Origin of the sequence: Brucella gallinifaecis (assembly GCF_006476605.1) — a bacterium.
In the GTDB taxonomy this organism is placed as follows: domain Bacteria; phylum Pseudomonadota; class Alphaproteobacteria; order Rhizobiales; family Rhizobiaceae; genus Brucella; species Brucella gallinifaecis.
The window spans coordinates 173954-193897 of sequence record NZ_ML636805.1 but is presented as its reverse complement, the minus strand read 5'-3'; the positions used below and the strand labels follow the sequence as shown (position 1 = coordinate 193897).

Genomic DNA, 19944 nt, shown 5'->3' with positions numbered 1-19944 from the left:
CACAAGCGCGTCGGATTATCCGACGCTGCCTTCAAGCGAAATGCCGATGAGCTTCTGTGCCTCGACAGCAAATTCCATTGGCAGTTCCTGAATGACTTCCTTCACAAAACCATTGACGATGAGCGCGATTGCCTCTTCTTCCGGTATGCCGCGCTGCATGACGTAAAACAGCTGATCTTCCGAAATCTTGGAAGTGGTTGCCTCATGTTCAAACTGCGCTGTGGCATTCTTTGCCTCGATATAGGGCACAGTATGCGCACCGCAATCATTGCCGATCAAAAGACTGTCGCATTGGGTGAAGTTACGGGCATTCTCGGCCTTGCGATGGGCCGAAACCTGTCCGCGGTAGGTATTGCTGGAATTTCCTGCCGAAATACCCTTGGAAATGATACGGCTCGATGTGTTCTTGCCAAGATGGATCATCTTGGTACCACTATCGATCTGCTGATAACCATTGGATACGGCAATCGAATAGAACTCGCCGCGCGAATTGTCACCACGCAAAATGCATGATGGATATTTCCACGTTACCGCCGAGCCGGTTTCAACCTGCGTCCACGAAATCTTGGAATTATCGCCACGGCAATCGCCACGCTTGGTCACGAAATTATAGATACCGCCCTTGCCGCTGCTGTCGCCCGGATACCAGTTCTGCACGGTCGAATATTTGATCTCGGCATTATCGAGCGCAATCAGTTCAACAACTGCTGCATGAAGCTGGTTTTCATCGCGTTGCGGTGCAGTGCAGCCTTCAAGATAAGAGACGTAAGCGCCCTCTTCAGCAATGATCAGCGTGCGTTCAAACTGGCCCGTATTTTTTTCATTGATACGGAAATAGGTTGAAAGCTCCATCGGGCAGCGAACGCCCTTCGGCACATAGACAAATGAACCATCTGTGAAGACAGCACAGTTGAGTGTCGCATAATAATTGTCCGAAACAGGAACAACGGAAGCGAGATATTTCTGAACCAGTTCAGGATGCTCGCGAATGGCTTCCGAGATCGAGCAGAAGATCACGCCAGCCTTGGCAAGCTCTTCCTTAAAGGTTGTAACAACGGACACACTGTCAAAAACTGCATCAACGGCCACACGGCCCGATGCATAGACATTATCCGATGGGTTTTCATCAATCTCGCTTGGATCGCCCTGCTTGCGCACACCAGCAAGAATTTCCTGCTCGCGCAAAGGAATACCAAGCTTTTCATAAGTGCGAAGCAGTTCCGGGTCGACTTCATCCAGCGATTTAGGACCGGTCTGATTTTTCGGCGCTGCATAATAATATGCATCCTGAAAATCGATCTTTGGATAATCGACACGTGCCCATGCAGGCTCTTCCATGGTGAGCCAGCGTTCATAGGCTTTCAGACGCCACTCCAGCATCCATTCCGGCTCGTCTTTCTTGGCGGAAATGAAGCGAATGATGTCTTCATTAAGCCCCTTCGGGGCCTTTTCGGATTCGATGGTTGTCTCAAACCCGTATTTATACTGGTCCACGTCCAAACCGCGAACCTGATCAATGGTCTCCTGCACTGCAGGCATTGGCGTTCTCCATCCTCGTCGAATTCAAGGTCCGACAGTTGCAAACGTCAGGGCAATGATAGTTGCTATCCTCGCCACAATATAGTGTGCGTGAAGCTTCTTTAAAACCCTTCTAAACTTAATTTCAAGCCCGGCTTTAAATTTGCCCGTAAAATTCAAGATTATTTTACTCAGTTACCACTGTTTGCGTGTCTAACCAGCCTTTGAGCGCACATGACGGGCGACAATCTTGCGCAAAACATCAAGAAACTGATCGACAGATTCTATTGAAACATCCGGTTCCAGCGAAACGCGGATCGCACCGGGACCATCTTCATGCCCCATGGCCGCCAATACATGACTTGGTCCGACCTTACCCGAGGAACAGGCAGATCCTGCCGAGAGAGCTATTCCACCAAGATCGAATGCGATCTGAACGGTTTCAGCCTTCTGGCCTTTGAGCGAGAAAAAGGTGGTGTTCGGAAGCCGCGCCACAGCCTTGCCATGGATTGTCGCATCAGGGGCGATTTCCAGCAGCCCTGCTTCCAGCCGGTCACGCGCTTGCACAGACCAGCCATTGCCGTTCAGTCGTTGGGCTGCAATATCTGCCGCCTTGCCAAAACCCGCAATGAGCGGCAGCGCCTCTGTACCTGCGCGATGTCCCTTTTCCTGACCGCCCCCCCGGACCAGCGCCTTAGGCATCATGAGATCAGAAATCGCGATCACGGCCCCAACGCCCTTTGGTCCGCCAATCTTGTGCGATGAGATTATTAAATAATCTCCGCAATTATCTGTAATATCTAATTTAATACGACCTGCGGCCTGTACTGCATCAACAACGAAAACACCGCCCGAAGCTTTGACAATTGCAGCAATCTCACGGATTGGCTGGATCACACCGGTCTCATTATTGGCAGCCTGCACTGCGACAAGCGGAAGCCCTGCACTTTTATCATGATCGATAAGGGCTTGTTTCAAAGCATCAAGCCGCAGGACACCATTTTCATCGACAGGAAGGATGGTGATATTTTCCAGCGCAAATTGCCCGCCAGCCAGCATACAGGGATGCTCGGTCGCGCTCACATAAAGATGGGACAGACGCACCGGAGAGCGCCCCATCATATAGACTGGTGTCAAAAGCGTGGATGCTGCTTCGGTCGCGCCTGATGTGAAAAAGACGTGATCGGCTTTGGCATTCACAAGCGCTGCCACACTGCGGCGGGCTGATTCGACCAATCCACGTGCCGCTCGCCCCTCACTGTGAACTGATGACGGGTTGCCGGTCATGCCTAATGCCTCGATGACCGCATTGCGTGCTTCATCGAGCAATGGCGCACTGGCATTATAATCCAGATAGAGCCTCTTGCCGGTTCCGTTCACCGATACTATCTCCTAAGCGAAGCCTTTAAATGGCGATAAGCGCAATTTTCTTGAATTTTCAATCAGGAAAAGCCTATTAAGCCAGATAAGGCACTGAACATCGGTTCAGTCTAACGAAATTTCAATTCGGTTCTAGAAGCGGCGCACAGCCACGTCAAGTTCATCACGTCAAGTTCGCCACCCGTGAACCGACCTTCCGATTACCAGCGGAGTAAACATGCCAGAAGTCATTTTCAACGGTCCAGCCGGTCGCCTCGAAGGACGCTACCAGCCTTCACGGGAAAAGAACGCGCCGATTGCACTTATCCTGCATCCGCATCCGCAATTTGGTGGAACGATGAACAACAAGATCGTCTATGATCTTTTCTACATGTTTCAGCAACGTGGTTTTACAACGCTTCGCTTCAACTTCCGTGGCATTGGTCGCAGTCAGGGTGAGTTTGATCATGGCGCGGGTGAATTATCAGATGCCGCAAGCGCACTCGACTGGGTGCAGGCGCTTCATCCTGATTCCAAGAATTGCTGGGTTGCCGGTTATTCCTTCGGCTCGTGGATTGGCATGCAGCTTCTGATGCGCCGCCCGGAAATCGAAGGCTTTATTTCGGTTGCCCCGCAGCCCAACACCTATGATTTTGCATTTCTCGCGCCATGCCCTTCATCCGGTCTGATCATTCATGGCGATCAGGACAAGGTTGCACCTCCGAAAGACGTTCAGGTGCTTGTGGACAAACTCAAGACGCAGAAGGGCATCACAATTACCCAGAACACGATGCCCGGTGCGAACCATTTCTTCACCGGCATGGGTGATCAGCTGATCGATGAATGTTCCGAATATCTGGAACGCCGTCTTGCCGGTGAACTGGTTGAAATCCGCCAGAAACGTCTGCGTTAAACGGCTTGAAAAATTGATATTACGAAAGCCCGGTGATCATCTTCATCGGGCTTTATTTTTACGGCAGCACAAGAACTCCGCCCGATACTGGCCGATCGCAACCTGTTGTAGTGGGATATGTCAGGGGTAAACCACGCATGGAACGGACTGCCAGATAGGCCCATGCCTCCGCTTCCATTGCATCACCATCAATATCGAGCTTGTCCGCATCAACAACAGATGCACCTTCGCGCCCTGCAAGCACACCCAGTTCACTTATAATTGCTGCATTCTTACGACCGCCACCGCTGACAATATAGGTTCGTGGCTTTGAAGGCAGATGTGAAGCCGAACGCAAAATAGAGGCAGCACTGACATAAGCCAATGTACGGGCACCATTGGCCAGATTTGCCTCGCCTTTGGCAGGTACAACAAAATCACCCCGATCCAATGACCGGCGTTGATTTCCTTTAAAAAATTCATGACCAAGATAGCGAGCCGCAAGAGCTTCATCCACCCTGCCATTCATAGCCGTTATACCGCCTTGATCAAAGTTGCCCTGTTCATGCAACTCCATCCACTGATCAATGAGCATATTACCCGGCCCACTGTCATAGGCCACCAATGTGCCGTCATTTCCAACATAAGTAAGGTTGGATATGCCGCCAATATTGACGAAGACTGCAGGCCCCTCAATCCCTGCAGGCAGATTGGCTGCGAGAGCTGCATGATAAGCGGGAATCAAAGGAGCGCCCTCACCGCCATGACGCATATCTTCAGCCCGCATATCATAGACCACAGGAATGCCTGTCTCTCTGGCCAGTAATGCTCCGTCACCGATCTGGACTGTCAATCCCTCGAACGGACGGTGCAACACGGTTTGACCGTGAAACCCGATCACATCAATCTCTTCAGGTTTCAAGCAGTGCTGAAAGAGAAAATCCTGTAGGACAATCGCATGGAATAGGGTCTGGTCATGCTCAAGTTGTTTGAGAATGCCGGGACGCGCATGACGATCACTGATAGTTCGCGCATCAACAAGTGCAGCTTTCAACCGCGCACGAAATCCATCGGAATAAGCAACCGCACTGGACGGTCCACGTTCGACCAAATTCTCGCCATCGGTGATAACAAGAGCAATATCGATGCCATCCATTGAAGTACCGCTCATCAACCCAATTGCGCGTTTCAAATCGGCCATACCGGACTTTCCTTGTTATTTCCGCCTGAATGATGCTAAAGGCAAATTATCATAAGGCGGTAAGCACTTACTTACCGTCATCTTCATTCTCGCCTAATCAGTCAGGAAAAGGGCATGTCCGGTTTTAAATCCGATTTTCTTCACACGCTTTCCGAGCGCGGCTTCATTCATCAGATGTCTGATGAAAGTGGCCTTGATGAATTGTTGGTCAAAGAAACCGTGACAGCTTATATTGGCTTTGATCCGACAGCGCCAAGCCTGCATGCTGGCGGCCTGATTCAGATTATGATGCTGCACTGGCTGCAACAAACCGGCCATCGTGCCATGGCTCTTATGGGCGGCGGTACAGGCATGGTTGGCGATCCGTCCTTCAAGGATGAAGCACGCAAGCTGATGACCGAAGATACAATCGCCGATAATATTGCCGGTATCAAACGTGTCTTTGCAAACTACCTGACTTTCGGTGATGGTCCGAAAGATGCGCTGATGGTCAATAATGCCGACTGGTTACGCGATATTAATTATCTCGAATTTCTGCGCGATGTCGGCCGCCATTTCTCGGTCAACCGCATGTTGTCGTTTGATTCGGTAAAGATGCGCCTTGATCGTGAACAGTCGCTGTCATTCCTCGAATTCAACTATATGATCCTTCAGGCTTATGACTTTGTTGAACTCAACAAACGTTATGGCGTGCGCCTTCAGATGGGCGGATCGGATCAGTGGGGCAATATTATCAACGGTATCGATCTTGGCCACCGTATGGGAACCCCACAGCTTTATGCCCTCACCTCGCCTTTGTTGACCACATCTTCAGGCCAGAAGATGGGCAAATCGCTGGGTGGCGCTATCTGGCTTAACTCCGATATGCTCAGCGCCTATGACTTCTGGCAGTATTGGCGTAATACGGAAGACGCAGATGTGGAACGCTTCCTGAAGCTGTACACAACCTTGCCTATGGATGAGATTGCAAAGCTTGCAGAGCTTGGCGGTTCAGAAATCAACGAAGCAAAAAAGATTCTCGCTTCCGAAATCACCGCTATCCTGCATGGCCGTGAAGCAGCCGAAGAAGCCGCGGAAACAGCGCGCAAGACCTTTGAAGAAGGTGAATTATCACAAAACCTTCCAACTGTCGGTGTGCATAAAGCAACGCTTAATGACGGCATTGGCGTTCTGGCACTTATGGTTCTTGCAGAACTCTGCACCACCAATGGTGAAGCGCGTCGTCACATTGAAGGCGGCGCAGTGCGCATCAATGATGAAGTTGTTAGCGACCCACGTCTGAGCATCAATGCAACAGCTCTTAACGAGCAAGGCGTTATCAAGGTTTCGCTTGGCAAGAAGAAACATGTGCTGATCCGTCCAGCCTGACGGCATGAAATAACAGCAAAAAGCCCGGCTAGGCCGGGCTTTTTATTATCCATTAAAATTCAAAGATCGAACGGAAAATACCGGGCGCAATAATTGAAATCGGATTAACGATCACTTGTGGCGCCTTGGCTGTGCCTTCAAGCTTGAACGTAATACCAAGAAGACCGCGATCCCGGCCATTTCCCAAAAGCGCACCAAAGATCGGCACTTCACCAAAAATACGGTTCACACCATAAGCTGGCATGAATGTACCAGTCATGGACATATTCCCCTGCGGATCATAAAGCGTTCCCTGAAACGTCGTTCCTACCGATGGACCGCGCACCACCCCTTTGGAAAGCTTCATATATCCTTCGCCCTTGTCAATCAGGGCAAAGCCGCGTTCAATATCTACCCGTGATACATCAATGTCGCGCTTGACAGCCTGATTGAGACTATTGCCCCCGCTTGCAGGAGAGCTTGATACAATTTTTGCCAGTCGAGGTTCATTAATAATCGAAAAATTCCGGGCATCAATCTGTCCGCGCAAAGGCCCATTGCCCTGGCCAGCCAGACCAACGGTAATTTTGCCGCCACGCATCTTGTCATAAAAGTCGAAAAAACGAAGAACCGCACCTGCATCATTGGATTGCAACGATACGGAACGCGCATCACCCTGATCATTATTCGTGGCAACAAATGCCTGCCCCGAAGAAGTGACTGCATTGACTGAAATGCCGGAAATCTTGCTGCCGGCATTTTCATATGAAACAGCCATATTGCGTAACTTCTCGCCATTAAAACCGCTAACTTCGTCAATCTGTGCGCTTACAACAACCCGGGAATGCTGACCGCCAGGACTATTTTGTTTTTTACTGGTATCCAAAGCCTGTTTAATAATAGAACGCGCATCGAACTGAGACCCGCGCACTGACACACGATATCCACCCGTGGCTTTGCTTACCTTTAAGCTCATCTTGTCCGAACGCGTAAGGTGCAAGTCACTGAAGTCTGCTGACTGAACTTCGCCGCCTGCAATCGAAAGATTACCTCTGGCTCCGAACGTATCACCCGTCAGAACCAGATTATTTATGTCGACCTTGCCTTCTTCACCCGTTTTAACCACTTCAAATGTAGCTTTCGCCGGTATCCCGCTCCCTTTACGCCATCCAAGCCAGGGCAGATCAATCTGCGCTTTTCCAAAGTCCACCGTGGCACGACGCTTGTTATTTTCTTCCATTCCCAGATCAATAGAGATTGGCCCGGAAAACAAATCCTTCAATCCAGGAAGCACCCTGTTGCGCACGTTATCATCCAGATCAAGCCTGATCTTTTGATCTCGTTTCGCAGGGCCGGCACGATTAACTGGCTCGGTCATTGAAATTTTTGCCGGAATATCGTCGAGCTTTGCATCAGCGCTTATGATTGCGGCAGTCTGATCAACCTTGATATTACCATTCGCGCCACTGACTTTTGAGCCACCAACAGGTTTCGATATAGCTAAATCATTGAAAGCAATATCCGCATTCCATGTAAGCGTGCCCGCAGGCGCACCTTTGGTTACTGCAAAACCGACTTTCACACGGGCCTTGACATCACCTGTGACGTCCTCCGGTGTGAAAGGAACATTTTTTAAAATATTGATAGGCTTCTTACCGGCAATCTCGGCAATTGCAGGTGCGGCACCAGTCACCAGCAGATCAAGCTCTGCTATCACCGGGCGCTGTGGCCCCCAGGGAATAACAAGAGTACCTTCAGAAACAGAGGCTTGCCGGTTATCAGGTGTGTAGGCAATCCCTTTCGCCAGCTTGATGGTTGTATGTGCACCACGCACGGAAATGTTGCCGGCAACATCACGAACGGGAGGCAAATCGCCGATCACATCAAACCGGGTGTCAGAAACATTGAAATCAGCCTTAACTTCCTCGCTGGTCAGCGGCGGCGGTAAACCCGGTCCATTAAAGCGCCCTCCAGCCAGGGAAATATCAATATGGCTATCCTTCAATGTTCCTCCGAACAGGTTTTTCAAAACCCATTCGCGTGCTCCGTCAGCTACATCGATCGGCCAAAGATGTTTTGCATCCGCAACCGCCATTTCAGGAATGCGCAACATGAAAATCATCTCTGGTGAGCCGTTGCCAAAGCCCATGCTGCCCTGACCATACAGCTCACCCGTGCCGGTCTGAATATCAAGATTAGAAAACTGAAGGCGCTGCTGATCCGCCAGATAACGCCCGGCAATTTTAACACCGAAGGATACTGCCGGATCACTGGATTCCAGCGGTCTGCTGGTGGCAGAGCTTGTCAGCACTTCAAAACGATAGGCAGGGTTGCCCGGTTCGCTTGCCGGATCAGGTCCAAAGGCACCGTTAAATTCAGCCCTTAGCCCGCCTAAACCTATGCGTGATGGTTTTACTTCAATTTTGCCGCTGCCAACCTCATGCTCAAGTCGAAGCAATGCTTCACCGCGTATATCTGCGACACGGCCAAGCTCCATATTTACGTCTTTGACTGAAAGCTCGGCGGAAATGCGTTCCGGACTGTCGCCAGTTGCAGCCTGACCGGACAAGGTGAGGTTTGCAATTGCGTTGAGATCAAAATGAGCAGGATTAACCCGGTTGCCTTCTATAAGCTGTGAAACCTCTTCCGGTGAACCCAGATTGACCGGCAGGTTGCCAATCTGGATTCTAAAAGCATCAAGGTCATTTTCAGAACCTTTACGATCAATATTACCATTGATTGTAATAGCCTTATTCTGCCAGACAACATTGCCTTCAACTGAAATTTTTCCTGCATTTTCAATCAGGCGCAGTTTTTTAATGTCGATGCTTTGCTGTATATCACCGGTATGGAAGCGGATGATTGTGTTTTGAAAACCGATTGCCCGTGTATTCTGGTTGTGAAGCAATTCAAGGTTGCGGCGCATGGTCGAGAAAAGCTCTGCGGACAGCGCATCAAAATCCACATAGCCCTTATTATCATAGGGCAGGAACTTCCAGAAGCCCGCCCCCTCCTGCTCCGGCAGATCAAAAAAAGCACCATCAACCTCCAGTTCAGAAACCCGGAGACTGCCTGTCAATAACGGCAATGGCGCCAGTCCAAGACGCACAGATTCAATATTTTTAATACTGATACCGTAATCCGGATCAGAAATTGAAACGTCTCGCGCTTCCAATGCAACCAGAGAGTTCTGATCAAGCGAGAGACCAACACTGCCTATCGCAGCGGATGCGCCATGACCGAGTACATTAGCCAGACCTTTTTGTGTCTCATCACGCAGCAAATCACTATTCACACCACTGCGTAAAAGAACGAATCCTGCACCCCCGACCAGAACAAGTACAATCAACAGCGACAGGGAAGCATATGAACACCACTTTAAAAATGAACGCCGCGGGCGAACGCAAGCAATCGAAATACCCTCTTCGCCTTGCGTTGCAAGACGTTCGATTCGTTTTAACTCCCGCCTGCTGAAGCGGATTTTTCGCGGTTTATCTGTCAATATTCCTGCCGAACAATTAATTTCCGTAAATGCCTGCCCACACAAATCACCTTACAAAAACTCTGTATATTCCCGCTTTTATTGCACATCTGTATTTCATTCAAACGGCTGATTAACATCATCGATCTGTCATCGACAATAAGGACACAATCAAGCTATACAGGTTATAAAAGCCGTTGCCGAATGCAATATCTTGAAATCTAACAGGCAATTTGCTCGTTTATCCATAAAAGAAAGGCGTAGATATGGCTCGTCCCCAGCTTGGAGAATTGGCACCTGATTTCACCCTGCCCTCTGACAGCGGTACGATTACTCTGTCATCGCTTAAGGGAAATCCGGTCGTTATCTATTTCTACCCAAAAGATGATACTTCAGGCTGCACCAAAGAAGCCATTGCATTCTCGCAGTTAAAACTTGAATTTGACAAGCTTGGAGCGCGTATTATTGGCCTTTCGCCTGATAGCGCTGAAAAACATGCAAAGTTTCGCAAGAAACATGAACTGACTGTCGAACTGGCTGCCGATGAAGATCGCACGGCACTTGAAGCCTATGGCGTGTGGGTTGAAAAAAGCATGTATGGCCGCAAATATATGGGCGTTGAACGCACGACTTTTCTGATCGATGCTGAAGGCCGCATTGCGCATATATGGGAAAAAGTGAAGGTTCCCGGCCATGCTGAAGCCGTTCTGGAAGCAACCCGCGCCCTTTGACAAAAAGGTAGGAAAAGCGAGTGTGGCGGATTTGAAATTTACTCAATCGATACTTACAACGCTTTGTTTTGTTACTATCATCACAGGTATTGGCGCCATTATTCACATCACTGGCAATGATATGATTGATGCTCCCACATACCGGATCAATCCAGATCGCAACCTTGCATCCGTAACAACAACTTCAATGCTCATGCAGCCCTTGCCGGAAATGCCATCGGAATCCCCGCCCGGAATTTCCATTGAACTTGGAGTCTTCATCCCATGGGATTTATCAAAGTCTCAAGGCATCGACCCTATTATTACCGGCCCGCGCAGCTAGATATCCCAGCAGCCATACAACAAAAAGCCCGGCTCCAAGCCGGGCTTTTGTTTTCAGCAGACATTCCGAAAAACCGGGGTCCACTTTCTGGGATGCGCTATATCTGTTTGTTCTTACGCGCATCTGCGTCCAAAAACCGGGGTCCACTTTTTGGGATGCGCTATGATTAGAGCGGATTTCGATCTGATTGAATTAGATCGACGCTCTAACTCCTTTTACTTGAAGCATAATCTTATCGATCCTCGTTTCACTCCGGTCGGATTATGCTCTAATCAATATCATCGATTAATTCAGCGCCACCGTTAATACGATGCGCAAGGGCCGCTTCCATGAAAGGCGTTACTGCACCATCGAGCACTTCCTGAGGATTGGTGCTTTCGACGCCAGTGCGCAAGTCCTTGATCAGCTGATAAGGCTGCAAGACATAGGAGCGTATCTGATGTCCCCATCCAATATCGGTCTTGCTGGCATTGGCAGCATCACTTGCTTCCTCACGCTTTTTCAGCTCTTCCTCGTAAAGACGAGCACGCAGCATGGACCATGCTTTTTCACGGTTCTTGTGCTGTGAACGCTCAGCCTGACACTGAACAACAATACCGGATGCAATATGCGTAATACGGACTGCCGAGTCAGTCGTATTCACGTGCTGACCGCCTGCACCTGACGCACGATACGTATCGATGCGAACATCCGCTTCCGTTACCTGCACATCAATATTGTCATCAATGACCGGGTAAACCCAGATACTGGCAAAGGATGTGTGACGACGCGCATTGGAATCATAGGGCGAAATACGGACCAGTCGATGAACACCTGATTCCGTCTTTGCCATACCATAGGAATTATGGCCCTTGATAAGAATCGATGCAGACTTGATGCCAGCTTCTTCGCCGTAATGAACTTCCATTATTTCGACTTTGCGACCACTGCGTTCTGCCCAACGTGTATACATACGCAAAAGCATCGACGCCCAGTCCTGACTTTCCGTACCGCCAGCGCCTGCATGAACTTCCAGATAGGTATCATTGGCATCCGCTTCGCCAGAAAGCAGCATGTCGATCTGACGACGGTCTACATCCGCCTTCAGCTCACGGATCGTATTTTCCGCATCCTCGATGATCGACTTATCGTCCTCTTCCTCGCCCATGGCGATGAGTTCGATACTGTCGTTCAACGACTGCTTAAGCATATTGATGCCATTGATGCTGTCTTCCAGATGCTGGCGCTCACGCATCAGCTTCTGTGCTTCCTGAGCATCATTCCAAAAATTCGGTTCTTCAGATCTTTGATTCAGATAACCAAGACGTTTAATTGCCTGATCCCAGTCAAAGATGCCTCCTCAGCAGGCTTATGGCCTGCTGGATTTCGTCAACCAGCGTCTCGATTTCCGCGCGCATGGGCAAATCGTTCCTTCATTAAATCTGCAATATATGGAGAAATCCTAGCTCCGAGAGCTGAACTCACACTTCATACCGAACAGGCATAAAGCTGTTCAAGCGCCGCGGACCATAATTAGCACGCGGCGCAGTGTAAAGAGGGAGGATCAGTAAAGTCCGCCTGAACCCGAATTGATTGCACGGGTTGCCTGAGGCGATTGCGGCTGAACGGGCGCCCCTTCACGGAACTGATCCATACCAATAACCGAATAGACGTCCGACGGACCTGTCCCCGGCTTGAATGCTTCCATGATCAGGTTCGGATCACCCTTGTTTGTGCGCATACCGGTTTTGCGATTGATCGCAATCAGAGTCATCCCTTCCGGCACACGGAAATCAACCTTGGGCTTGCCAGCCAAGGCTTCCCCAACAAATTCTTTGAATACGGGTGCTGCCAGACCACCACCCGTCGAACCACGTCCCAGAGGGGTTGGCGTATCATAGCCCATGAAAACACCAACAACGAGATCCGGCGTGAAACCTACAAACCAAGCATCTTTTTCGTCATTTGTCGTTCCAGTTTTGCCGGCCAGTGGACGATCAAGACTTTTGAGCAATTGTGCAGTACCGCGCTGAACAACACCTTCCATCATCGAGGTTATCTGGTAAGCCGTCATAGGGTCCAGAACCTGATCACGATTGTCGATCAGTGTCGGCTCTTCCTGACCCGACCATTGCTGGGCATTACAGCCTTCACATTGACGTCCATCATGCTTGAAAACAGTCTTGCCATAGCGATCCTGAATGCGGTCAATCATCGAGGGTGTAATACTCTGGCCGCCATTGGCGATAACCGAATATGCTGTCACCATACGCAGAACAGTCGTTTCACCGGCTCCGAGTGACATGGAGAGAACCGGCAGCATCTTGTCATAGATACCAAAACGTTCTGCATATTCAGCAACGGTCCTCATCCCCATGTCCTGTGCAAGACGAACGGTCATCACATTACGCGATTGCTCAATGCCATAGCGAAGTGTTGAAGGACCGGAGAATTTACCCGAATAGTTTTTAGGCGCCCATATACCAAGTGAACCGCCCTGATTGACTTCAAGAGGTCCATCAAGAACAACCGAAGCTGGCGTATAGCCATTATCAAGCGCTGCCGCATAAACAAATGGCTTGAAGGAAGAGCCGGGCTGACGGTAGGCCTGAGTTGCGCGGTTGAATTCGGACTGGCCATAGGAAAAGCCTCCGACCATTGCCAGAACACGGCCTGTATGCGGATCCATGGCAACGAGTGCACCCTGAAGCTTCGGCGGCTGCTGCAAGCGGAAGCGCGATTCACCATCACCAGCTTTTGACACATAGACTATATCGCCGGTTTTAAGGACACCTTCCGGTGATTTGGCACTGCTGCGCTTCCCATCAATATTGGTAACACGCATTGCCCATTTCATATCATCAGCAGCGATGAAAGCGCGTGTACGATCCTTGCCGCGCTTGCCCGAACCATCAATAGCAGGCTGCAAACCGATATCCGCACCAGCCGCAGAAACATTAAGGACAACAGCCAATTGCCATTCCGGCACATCCTCAAATGATTGCAGATCGCCAAAGGCGGTTGCCCAATCACTCCCAAGCTCGACATGTTTTAATGGACCGCGCCAGCCGCGTGCTTCATCAAAGCGCAACAGGGCAGTTTGCAATGCCTTGCGCGCTTCAACCTGCATGGTCGGATTAAGCGTCGTGCGAACGGAAAGACCGCCTTCATAAAGCGCATCAACACCATATTTCTGAATAATCTGACGGCGGACTTCCTCACTGAAATATTCAGATGCAAACAAATAATGGGTTGCAGTACGGGTTTTAACACCAAGTGGCTCTTTCTTGGCTTCATCCGCTTCCTGCGTTGTGATGTAACCATTCTCAGCCATACGATCGATAACCCAGTTGCGGCGTTCAATCGCGCGTTCAGGGTAACGGAACGGGTGATAATTGTTCGGGCCTTTAGGCAAAGCGGCAAGATAGGCCGCATCGGCAATGCTCAATTCACCCACTGATTTATCAAAATATGTCAGGGCAGCGCTGGCAATGCCATAAGATCCCAGACCAAAGAAAATCTCATTGAGATAAAGTTCAAGAATGCGATCCTTGGAATAAGCCTGCTCGATACGCATGGCAAGAATCGCTTCCTTGATCTTGCGATCATAGGTCTGGTTTGAGCTTAGAAGAAAGTTTTTAGCAACCTGCTGGGTAATGGTCGATGCACCGACAGGACGACGCCCCGACCCCATGTTTTTCACATTGGTCAGAACAGCGCGTGCCAAGCCGCCAAAATCAAGGCCGTGATGCTCGTAGAAGGTTTTGTCTTCGGCAGAAATAAAAGCCGCCTTCACACGGTTTGGTACAGCCTGGATTGGCAAATACATACGGCGCTCACGCGCATATTCCGACATCAGACTGCCGTCTGATGCATGAACGCGCGTCATGACAGGAGGCTCATATTTGGCGAGCACTTCGTAGTCAGGCAATTCCTTGGTTACGCTTCCGATATAGATAGCCGCGCCACCAGCCACCAAAAGCGCCAGAACCGTTCCAATACCAAAGAAATATCCGATAAGCCTTACCATAAATCCGGAATCCTGCCTTCAGACCATCCCTCAAATCAGGGAGTAATTAAACCAATGCCCGTCGCTTGGCGCTGCATTATCAATAGCTGGTTAGTGACTACCAAATACGTCAAAGGCAAGGTCGTTTCCACGATTTTACCAAATTAGCACAATACAAATATGGAGCAGTCACAAAAAAGCGTAAACTGTTGCAACCATGCATCTTATATGTGGTGGCAAATATCAAGCCCCACGAAACATTACATTTTTCTAACCTTTTGACAAAATATCAGGGTGCTTCTGCATTTCAAACGCTTTTACCGCCTGAGCTATACGGTCTGCGAGTTTACGTCGCCATTGCGGATTGCTGATCAGCTTTTCATCTTCCGCATTCGACAAATATCCGATCTCTATCAATACAGATGGCACATCGGGCGCACGTAAAACCTGAAACCCTGCAAATCGATGTGGATTATTGATCAGATTAACTTCACCCTGCAATGAGCTGATGACCTTTTCCGCAAAACTGAGGGAAAATGTGTGGGTTTCACGGCGTGTAAGGTCCAGAAGAATGTCAGTAACCTCAGGCAAGGCTTCAGGAACAGCGCCGCCTAAACTGTCTGACATATTTTCCCGCTCAGCCATGGCCCGGGCGACAGAGTCCGATGCCTTGTCAGAAATGGTATAAACAGTAGCGCCGCGAATATCGCCCTGATTGATCGTGTCTGCATGAATGGAAATAAACAGATCAGCAGCATGTTGCCGGGCCAGACGCACACGTTCCGACAGGCGCAGAAATGTGTCATCATTGCGCGTCATCAAAACACGGATATTGTTTTCTTTTGCCAGACGATCGCGCAACTCCCTGCCAAAAGCGAGCGTCAAATCCTTTTCTTTAATACCGCTGAGGCTTTCCGCACCGCTGTCGATGCCGCCATGCCCGGGATCAATCATCACAACAAACGGATGTGCGGCATCCTTATCTGATGAAAGCGATGCCGCTTTCACTGCATTCTTATCTGCTGTTGACCCTGTAACATCATGGATTGCTGCGAGATTTTGTTCAAATTGCCGGTCCGATATAGCGACAATATCCGCAACAAGCCTGTAACCGGATATGGTCTCGTTCTTTATGACCTGAACATTTTCGACATTAAACGGTCCGCGTAATGTCAAAATGAGCCTTGAACGGTTTTTGCCAACCAGACCATAGCGCACGCGGGACACAATCCCCCTCGCCGAAAGGCTGGTTTCGTCAAAACCAAAACGGGTTTCGGGAAGATCGAAAACCAGACGATAAGGATTGGCCAAAAGAAGTGTCGAAACTTTTGGCTTTTGATCAAACATGACAACAACCCGCATACGCAGATCGTCACCGGCCATTCGATAAGTCAGAGCTGAAAGCGGCGCCTCCCCGGCAGCCTTTGCCAGACCGATATGCATAAAGACTGCACACAAGACCACCAGCAGCGCGAACATATTGCCTGCGTTCGTTTTAAAGCGGGTAATGTTTTGCAGTCTCATAAAATGCATAGGTGCTCGCGATCCGAATACAATAAATCAATCGAAGACCAGAAATTAAGCGAAGATCGGCCGTTCAGTCCAAAACTTATGATTGCGTGCATTTGATGAATCAAACCATATTGCATCATAGTTAACAAAGGCTTTGAGATCAGTTTTACGCAACCTCCATGGCCCTTTTATAATTTCTATACCCATCTTTCGGCCAAATTACGATAATTGTGTCAACTGATATTCATACTTGTCATAACTCGAACGACACCATAAAAGCTAAGATAGGTTATGGAGTAGCTGTCAGAATCGTTTGCCGGTTTTTAAAACGGAGCGCGAGGAAAGCCAGCGAAAACAGTGGCGTAAAAAAATCGTCACCCATTAACCCGCACAGAATTCAACGGAATACGGCTCCCCTGCCGCCTCCGTTTTCAATCGGCCGACGGCGCATGGATACGCACTGTCGCCAGTGCTCTTAAAAGAGCAAAGAGGTCGGCCCGGCTTTTTCGGGCCATATATGAGGTCGTTTCGAACGGAACAGCTATGGGTCAAGCAAGACTGACCATTGCAAGCCTGAAGACCGTGATCGCCAATTGGCCATCGCGCGCAGACACAGCAGCCTTTGTTCCGCCGAACCCATTATCATCCGGCAGATGCTCCCCAGCCAGGACGACAGCCTTCAGGGTTTCGTCCGGCGCACGCGGCTTGCGTCTGAGCGCCGGCAGGAAAGACAATAATGTCAAACAAAATGCTTATCGATGCCTCCCACCCGGAGGAGACACGCGTTATCGTAACGCGCGGGAACAAGATTGAAGAATTCGATTTCGAATCGGAGCACAAGAAGCAGTTAAAGGGAAATATTTATCTTGCACGCGTGACGCGCGTTGAGCCATCCCTTCAGGCTGCATTCGTGGAATATGGCGGCAATCGTCATGGCTTCCTCGCATTCTCTGAAATCCACCCGGACTATTATCAGATCCCTGTTGCTGATCGCCTTGCCCTGCTTGAAGCAGAAGCAAAAGCTGCACGCGCAGAAGACGATGACGAAGATGAACCGAAGGTGAGAAACAACGACCGGTCGCGTCGTCATCGCCGTCGTGGACGTCGGGATGGTCAAAACGGTGAACAGAGCGCAAATATTGCTGCAAACGGAGTGCCGGCAGCAGAACCGGTCGGCCCGGCATTTGTAAATTATGTGGCCGGTACGCCCGCTATTGCCTTGATGAAGCAGAGCGGAGACGTCGTATCAGAAGCTATCGAAGCCAATGATAGTGATGATGACGACGATAACGATGTCGAAAACGAAGAAGACATGGTTGAATCCGTTGGTTCGGAAGATGCCATGGAGGAGCTTCCTTCGCATAGCCGGACCAATCGACGTCAGTATAATATTCAGGAAGTCATCAAGCGCCGCCAGATCATTCTGGTGCAGGTGGTGAAAGAAGAGCGCGGCAATAAGGGTGCAGCGCTGACAACCTATCTGTCGCTTGCTGGACGTTATTCCGTTCTGATGCCCAATACTGCCCGTGGTGGTGGTATTTCACGCAAGATCACCAATCCGCAGGATCGCAAGCGTCTCAAGGAAATCGTCAAGGAACTCGAAGTGCCGCAGGGCATGGGCGTGATTCTGCGTACTGCTGGCGCCAACCGTACCAAGGCGGAAGTAAAGCGCGACTATGAATATTTGATGCGCATGTGGGAAAATGTCCGGACACTGACATTGCAATCCACAGCCCCTTCTCTCGTTTATGAGGAAGGCAGCCTGATCAAACGTTCGATCCGTGATCTTTATAATAAAGACATCACCGAAATTCTCGTTGCGGGTGAAACCGGCTATCGCGAAGCTAAAGACTTCATGCGCATGCTCATGCCGAGCCATGCCAAGGTTGTTCAGCCCTATCGCGAACAGACCCCTGTTTTCACACGCTATGGTCTGGAAGCACAGCTTGACCGCATGCTGCTGCCGCAGGTGACGCTGAAATCCGGTGGATATCTCATCATTAACCAGACCGAAGCACTGGTAGCAATTGATGTGAATTCGGGACGCTCGACCCGTGAACATTCAATCGAAGACACAGCGCTTCAGACCAATCTGGAGGCGGCCGAAGAAGTTGCACGGCAATTGCGCCTGCGCGACCTTGCCGGGCTGATTGTCGTTGATTTCATCGACATGGAAGAAAAGCGCAATAACCGCGCCGTCGAAAAGAAGATGAAGGACTGCCTGAAAGACGACCGTGCGCGTATTCAGGTTGGCCGTATTTCCCATTTCGGTCTTCTGGAAATGTCGCGCCAGCGCATTCGTGCTTCTGTTCTCGAAAGCACAATGCAGGTTTGCCAGCATTGTGGCGGAACGGGGCATGTCCGTTCCGACTCTTCAATGGCACTGCACATTATTCGCGGTATCGAAGATTATCTGCTGCGCCATTCGGGTTATGACATTATCGTGCGTGCACCCGTTGCATCTGCGCTCTATGTGTTGAACCACAAGCGTCAGGTTCTTGCTGATTTTGAAGGCCGCTTTGGTGTGGAAATCAGCATTGATGCCGACGACAGTGTCGGGCATCAGAATTTTGTCATCGACAAGGGAGCACCTTCGACGCGTCCGGTGACAATCCATCCAGCCGCGCCTATCGTTTATGAAGATGATCTGAATGATCCGGACATCCCGCTTGATGACGATGAGACGGAAGAAGAAATCAAGTCTGAAGCATCGGCTCGCGATGAAAATGGTGAAGAAGGTGATCGTAACAAGCGCCGCAAGCGTCGTCGTCGTCGCGGTGGCCGTGATCGCGATCAGGATGAGCAGTCTGCACAGACGGATTTAAGCTCAGAAACATCTGGCGAAGATGAGGAGGAGGATACAAACCTCCAGAGCAGCAATTCACAAAGCGAAGATGATCGCCGTAAGAAGCGTCGCCGTGGTCGCCGTGGTGGACGAAAGAATCGCCGCGAGGATGATCTTCAAACTCAGAAATTACCTGACCCTGAATTTGTCGGTTATACACCTGTCATCCCGGCACCTGTTGAAACCGCGATTGTAGCCCCTGTTGAAGCCATTATCAGCGATGTTGCCACAGCTGAAACAGCAACAGTTGAGGCAGCAAATGCCCCTGAAGCCGATGCAGCTGTTGCTGAAATTGTCGAAAAGCCTGCAAAGCCTGTGCGTAAACCACGCGGTCGCAAAGCTGCAAAAAGCGAAGAAGCTACAACTGACGATGTTGTTGCAGCCGATCCGTCAGAGGAACCGGCTAAGCCTGCACGCAAGCCGCGCGGTCGCAAGAAGGTCGTTGAAGAGGAAGCATCTTCTGAAGCCGCTGCACCTGTAGAAGACGCCGAAGTGGTAAAGCCGAAACGCCGGACCCGCAAAGCTCCTGCCAAGCCGGAAGTGAAAGAAGCTGCGATTGCCGAGCCAAGCGTAGAGCAAGCTGCTGAACCGGAAAAGCCAGTCGAGGTGCAAAAGGCAGCAGAACCTGAAAAAATTATTGAGCCGGTGGTGACATCGAGTGAAAAAGAAGAGCAGAAGCCAAAGCGTGGCGGCTGGTGGCAGAAAAAGGGCTTTTTCTAAGCTTTAACCCTCGCATTCAACATAAAAA

At 50.1% G+C, this 19944-nt stretch carries 13 protein-coding genes; 5 read left to right on the top strand and 8 right to left on the bottom strand.

What is annotated here, in order from left to right:
* Positions 1-15: 15 nt before the first annotated feature.
* The gene (gene sufB / locus FHY56_RS11010; protein WP_140905210.1) at positions 16-1539 is read right to left on the bottom strand and encodes a Fe-S cluster assembly protein SufB; all 1524 of its coding nucleotides are present in this window, start codon (positions 1537-1539) and stop codon (positions 16-18) included.
* Positions 1540-1731: 192 nt separating this feature from the next.
* On the bottom strand, positions 1732-2898 hold the full coding sequence (locus FHY56_RS11005) for a cysteine desulfurase family protein (protein ID WP_140905209.1): 1167 nt from the start codon (positions 2896-2898) through the stop codon (positions 1732-1734).
* Positions 2899-3115: 217 nt separating this feature from the next.
* On the opposite strand from FHY56_RS11005, the gene FHY56_RS11000 reads away from it, so the two are divergent.
* Complete coding sequence (locus tag FHY56_RS11000; RefSeq protein WP_140905208.1) at positions 3116-3790, top strand: alpha/beta hydrolase; 675 nt, start codon at positions 3116-3118, stop codon at positions 3788-3790.
* Positions 3791-3848: 58 nt separating this feature from the next.
* Here the strand turns inward: FHY56_RS11000 and FHY56_RS10995 are convergent, their stop codons facing one another.
* The gene (locus FHY56_RS10995) at positions 3849-4970 is read right to left on the bottom strand and encodes an anhydro-N-acetylmuramic acid kinase (protein ID WP_140905207.1); all 1122 of its coding nucleotides are present in this window, start codon (positions 4968-4970) and stop codon (positions 3849-3851) included.
* Between the two features lie 114 nt (positions 4971-5084).
* Between FHY56_RS10995 and tyrS the strand changes: the two genes are divergently transcribed.
* Positions 5085-6338 (top strand): tyrosine--tRNA ligase, encoded by a 1254-nt coding sequence (gene tyrS / locus FHY56_RS10990; RefSeq protein WP_140905206.1) that lies wholly within the window; start codon positions 5085-5087, stop codon positions 6336-6338.
* Between the two features lie 52 nt (positions 6339-6390).
* On the opposite strand, the gene FHY56_RS10985 is transcribed toward tyrS, so the two are convergent.
* A complete protein-coding gene (locus tag FHY56_RS10985; protein ID WP_140905205.1) occupies positions 6391-9819 on the bottom strand; it encodes a DUF3971 domain-containing protein in 3429 nt (1142 codons plus the stop codon).
* Positions 9820-10064: 245 nt separating this feature from the next.
* Between FHY56_RS10985 and FHY56_RS10980 the strand changes: the two genes are divergently transcribed.
* Both FHY56_RS10980 and FHY56_RS10975 read left to right on the top strand, forming a co-directional pair.
* A complete protein-coding gene (locus tag FHY56_RS10980) occupies positions 10065-10529 on the top strand; it encodes a peroxiredoxin (protein WP_140905204.1) in 465 nt (154 codons plus the stop codon).
* Positions 10492-10851, top strand: coding sequence for a hypothetical protein (locus FHY56_RS10975; protein ID WP_140905203.1), 360 nt, complete (start codon positions 10492-10494; stop codon positions 10849-10851). Before FHY56_RS10980 ends, FHY56_RS10975 begins: the two co-directional genes overlap by 38 nt.
* 268 nt (positions 10852-11119) lie before the next feature.
* Here the strand turns inward: FHY56_RS10975 and prfB are convergent.
* The 4 genes from prfB to FHY56_RS10955 form a co-directional block, all read right to left on the bottom strand.
* A protein-coding gene (prfB, locus tag FHY56_RS10970; RefSeq protein ID WP_140905202.1) for a peptide chain release factor 2 occupies positions 11120-12248 on the bottom strand; the annotation gives its coding sequence in 2 pieces (ribosomal slippage) (positions 11120-12178 and positions 12180-12248; 1128 coding nt in all).
* A 146-nt stretch (positions 12249-12394) separates the two neighbouring features.
* Entirely contained in the window at positions 12395-14860 is a 2466-nt protein-coding gene (locus FHY56_RS10965) for a penicillin-binding protein 1A (protein ID WP_140905201.1), read from the bottom strand.
* 249 nt (positions 14861-15109) lie between these two features.
* Positions 15110-16282 (bottom strand): N-acetylmuramoyl-L-alanine amidase, encoded by a 1173-nt coding sequence (locus FHY56_RS10960; RefSeq protein WP_328595375.1) that lies wholly within the window; start codon positions 16280-16282, stop codon positions 15110-15112.
* Between the two features lie 617 nt (positions 16283-16899).
* Positions 16900-17085, bottom strand: a complete 186-nt coding sequence (locus FHY56_RS10955; RefSeq protein ID WP_140905250.1) for a hypothetical protein — start codon at positions 17083-17085, stop codon at positions 16900-16902.
* A gap of 2 nt (positions 17086-17087) precedes the next feature.
* On the opposite strand from FHY56_RS10955, the gene FHY56_RS10950 reads away from it, so the two are divergent.
* Positions 17088-19916, top strand: a complete 2829-nt coding sequence (locus FHY56_RS10950) for an Rne/Rng family ribonuclease (protein WP_140905200.1) — start codon at positions 17088-17090, stop codon at positions 19914-19916.
* Positions 19917-19944 lie beyond the last annotated feature (28 nt).

Bases quoted from the DNA above. Each gene is read 5' to 3' on its own strand.
- FHY56_RS10995 (WP_140905207.1), bottom strand. From the start codon at position 4,970: ATGGCCGATTTGAAACGCGCAATTGGGTTGATGAGCGGTACTTCAATG.
- sufB (WP_140905210.1), bottom strand. From the start codon at position 1,539: ATGCCTGCAGTGCAGGAGACCATTGATCAGGTTCGCGGTTTGGACGTG.
- FHY56_RS10950 (WP_140905200.1), top strand. From the start codon at position 17,088: ATGTCAAACAAAATGCTTATCGATGCCTCCCACCCGGAGGAGACACGC.
- FHY56_RS10980 (WP_140905204.1), top strand. From the start codon at position 10,065: ATGGCTCGTCCCCAGCTTGGAGAATTGGCACCTGATTTCACCCTGCCC.
- tyrS (WP_140905206.1), top strand. From the start codon at position 5,085: ATGTCCGGTTTTAAATCCGATTTTCTTCACACGCTTTCCGAGCGCGGC.
- FHY56_RS10965 (WP_140905201.1), bottom strand. From the start codon at position 14,860: ATGGTAAGGCTTATCGGATATTTCTTTGGTATTGGAACGGTTCTGGCG.
- FHY56_RS10960 (WP_328595375.1), bottom strand. From the start codon at position 16,282: ATGCATATCGGTCTGGCAAAGGCTGCCGGGGAGGCGCCGCTTTCAGCT.
- FHY56_RS10975 (WP_140905203.1), top strand. From the start codon at position 10,492: ATGCTGAAGCCGTTCTGGAAGCAACCCGCGCCCTTTGACAAAAAGGTA.
- FHY56_RS11000 (WP_140905208.1), top strand. From the start codon at position 3,116: ATGCCAGAAGTCATTTTCAACGGTCCAGCCGGTCGCCTCGAAGGACGC.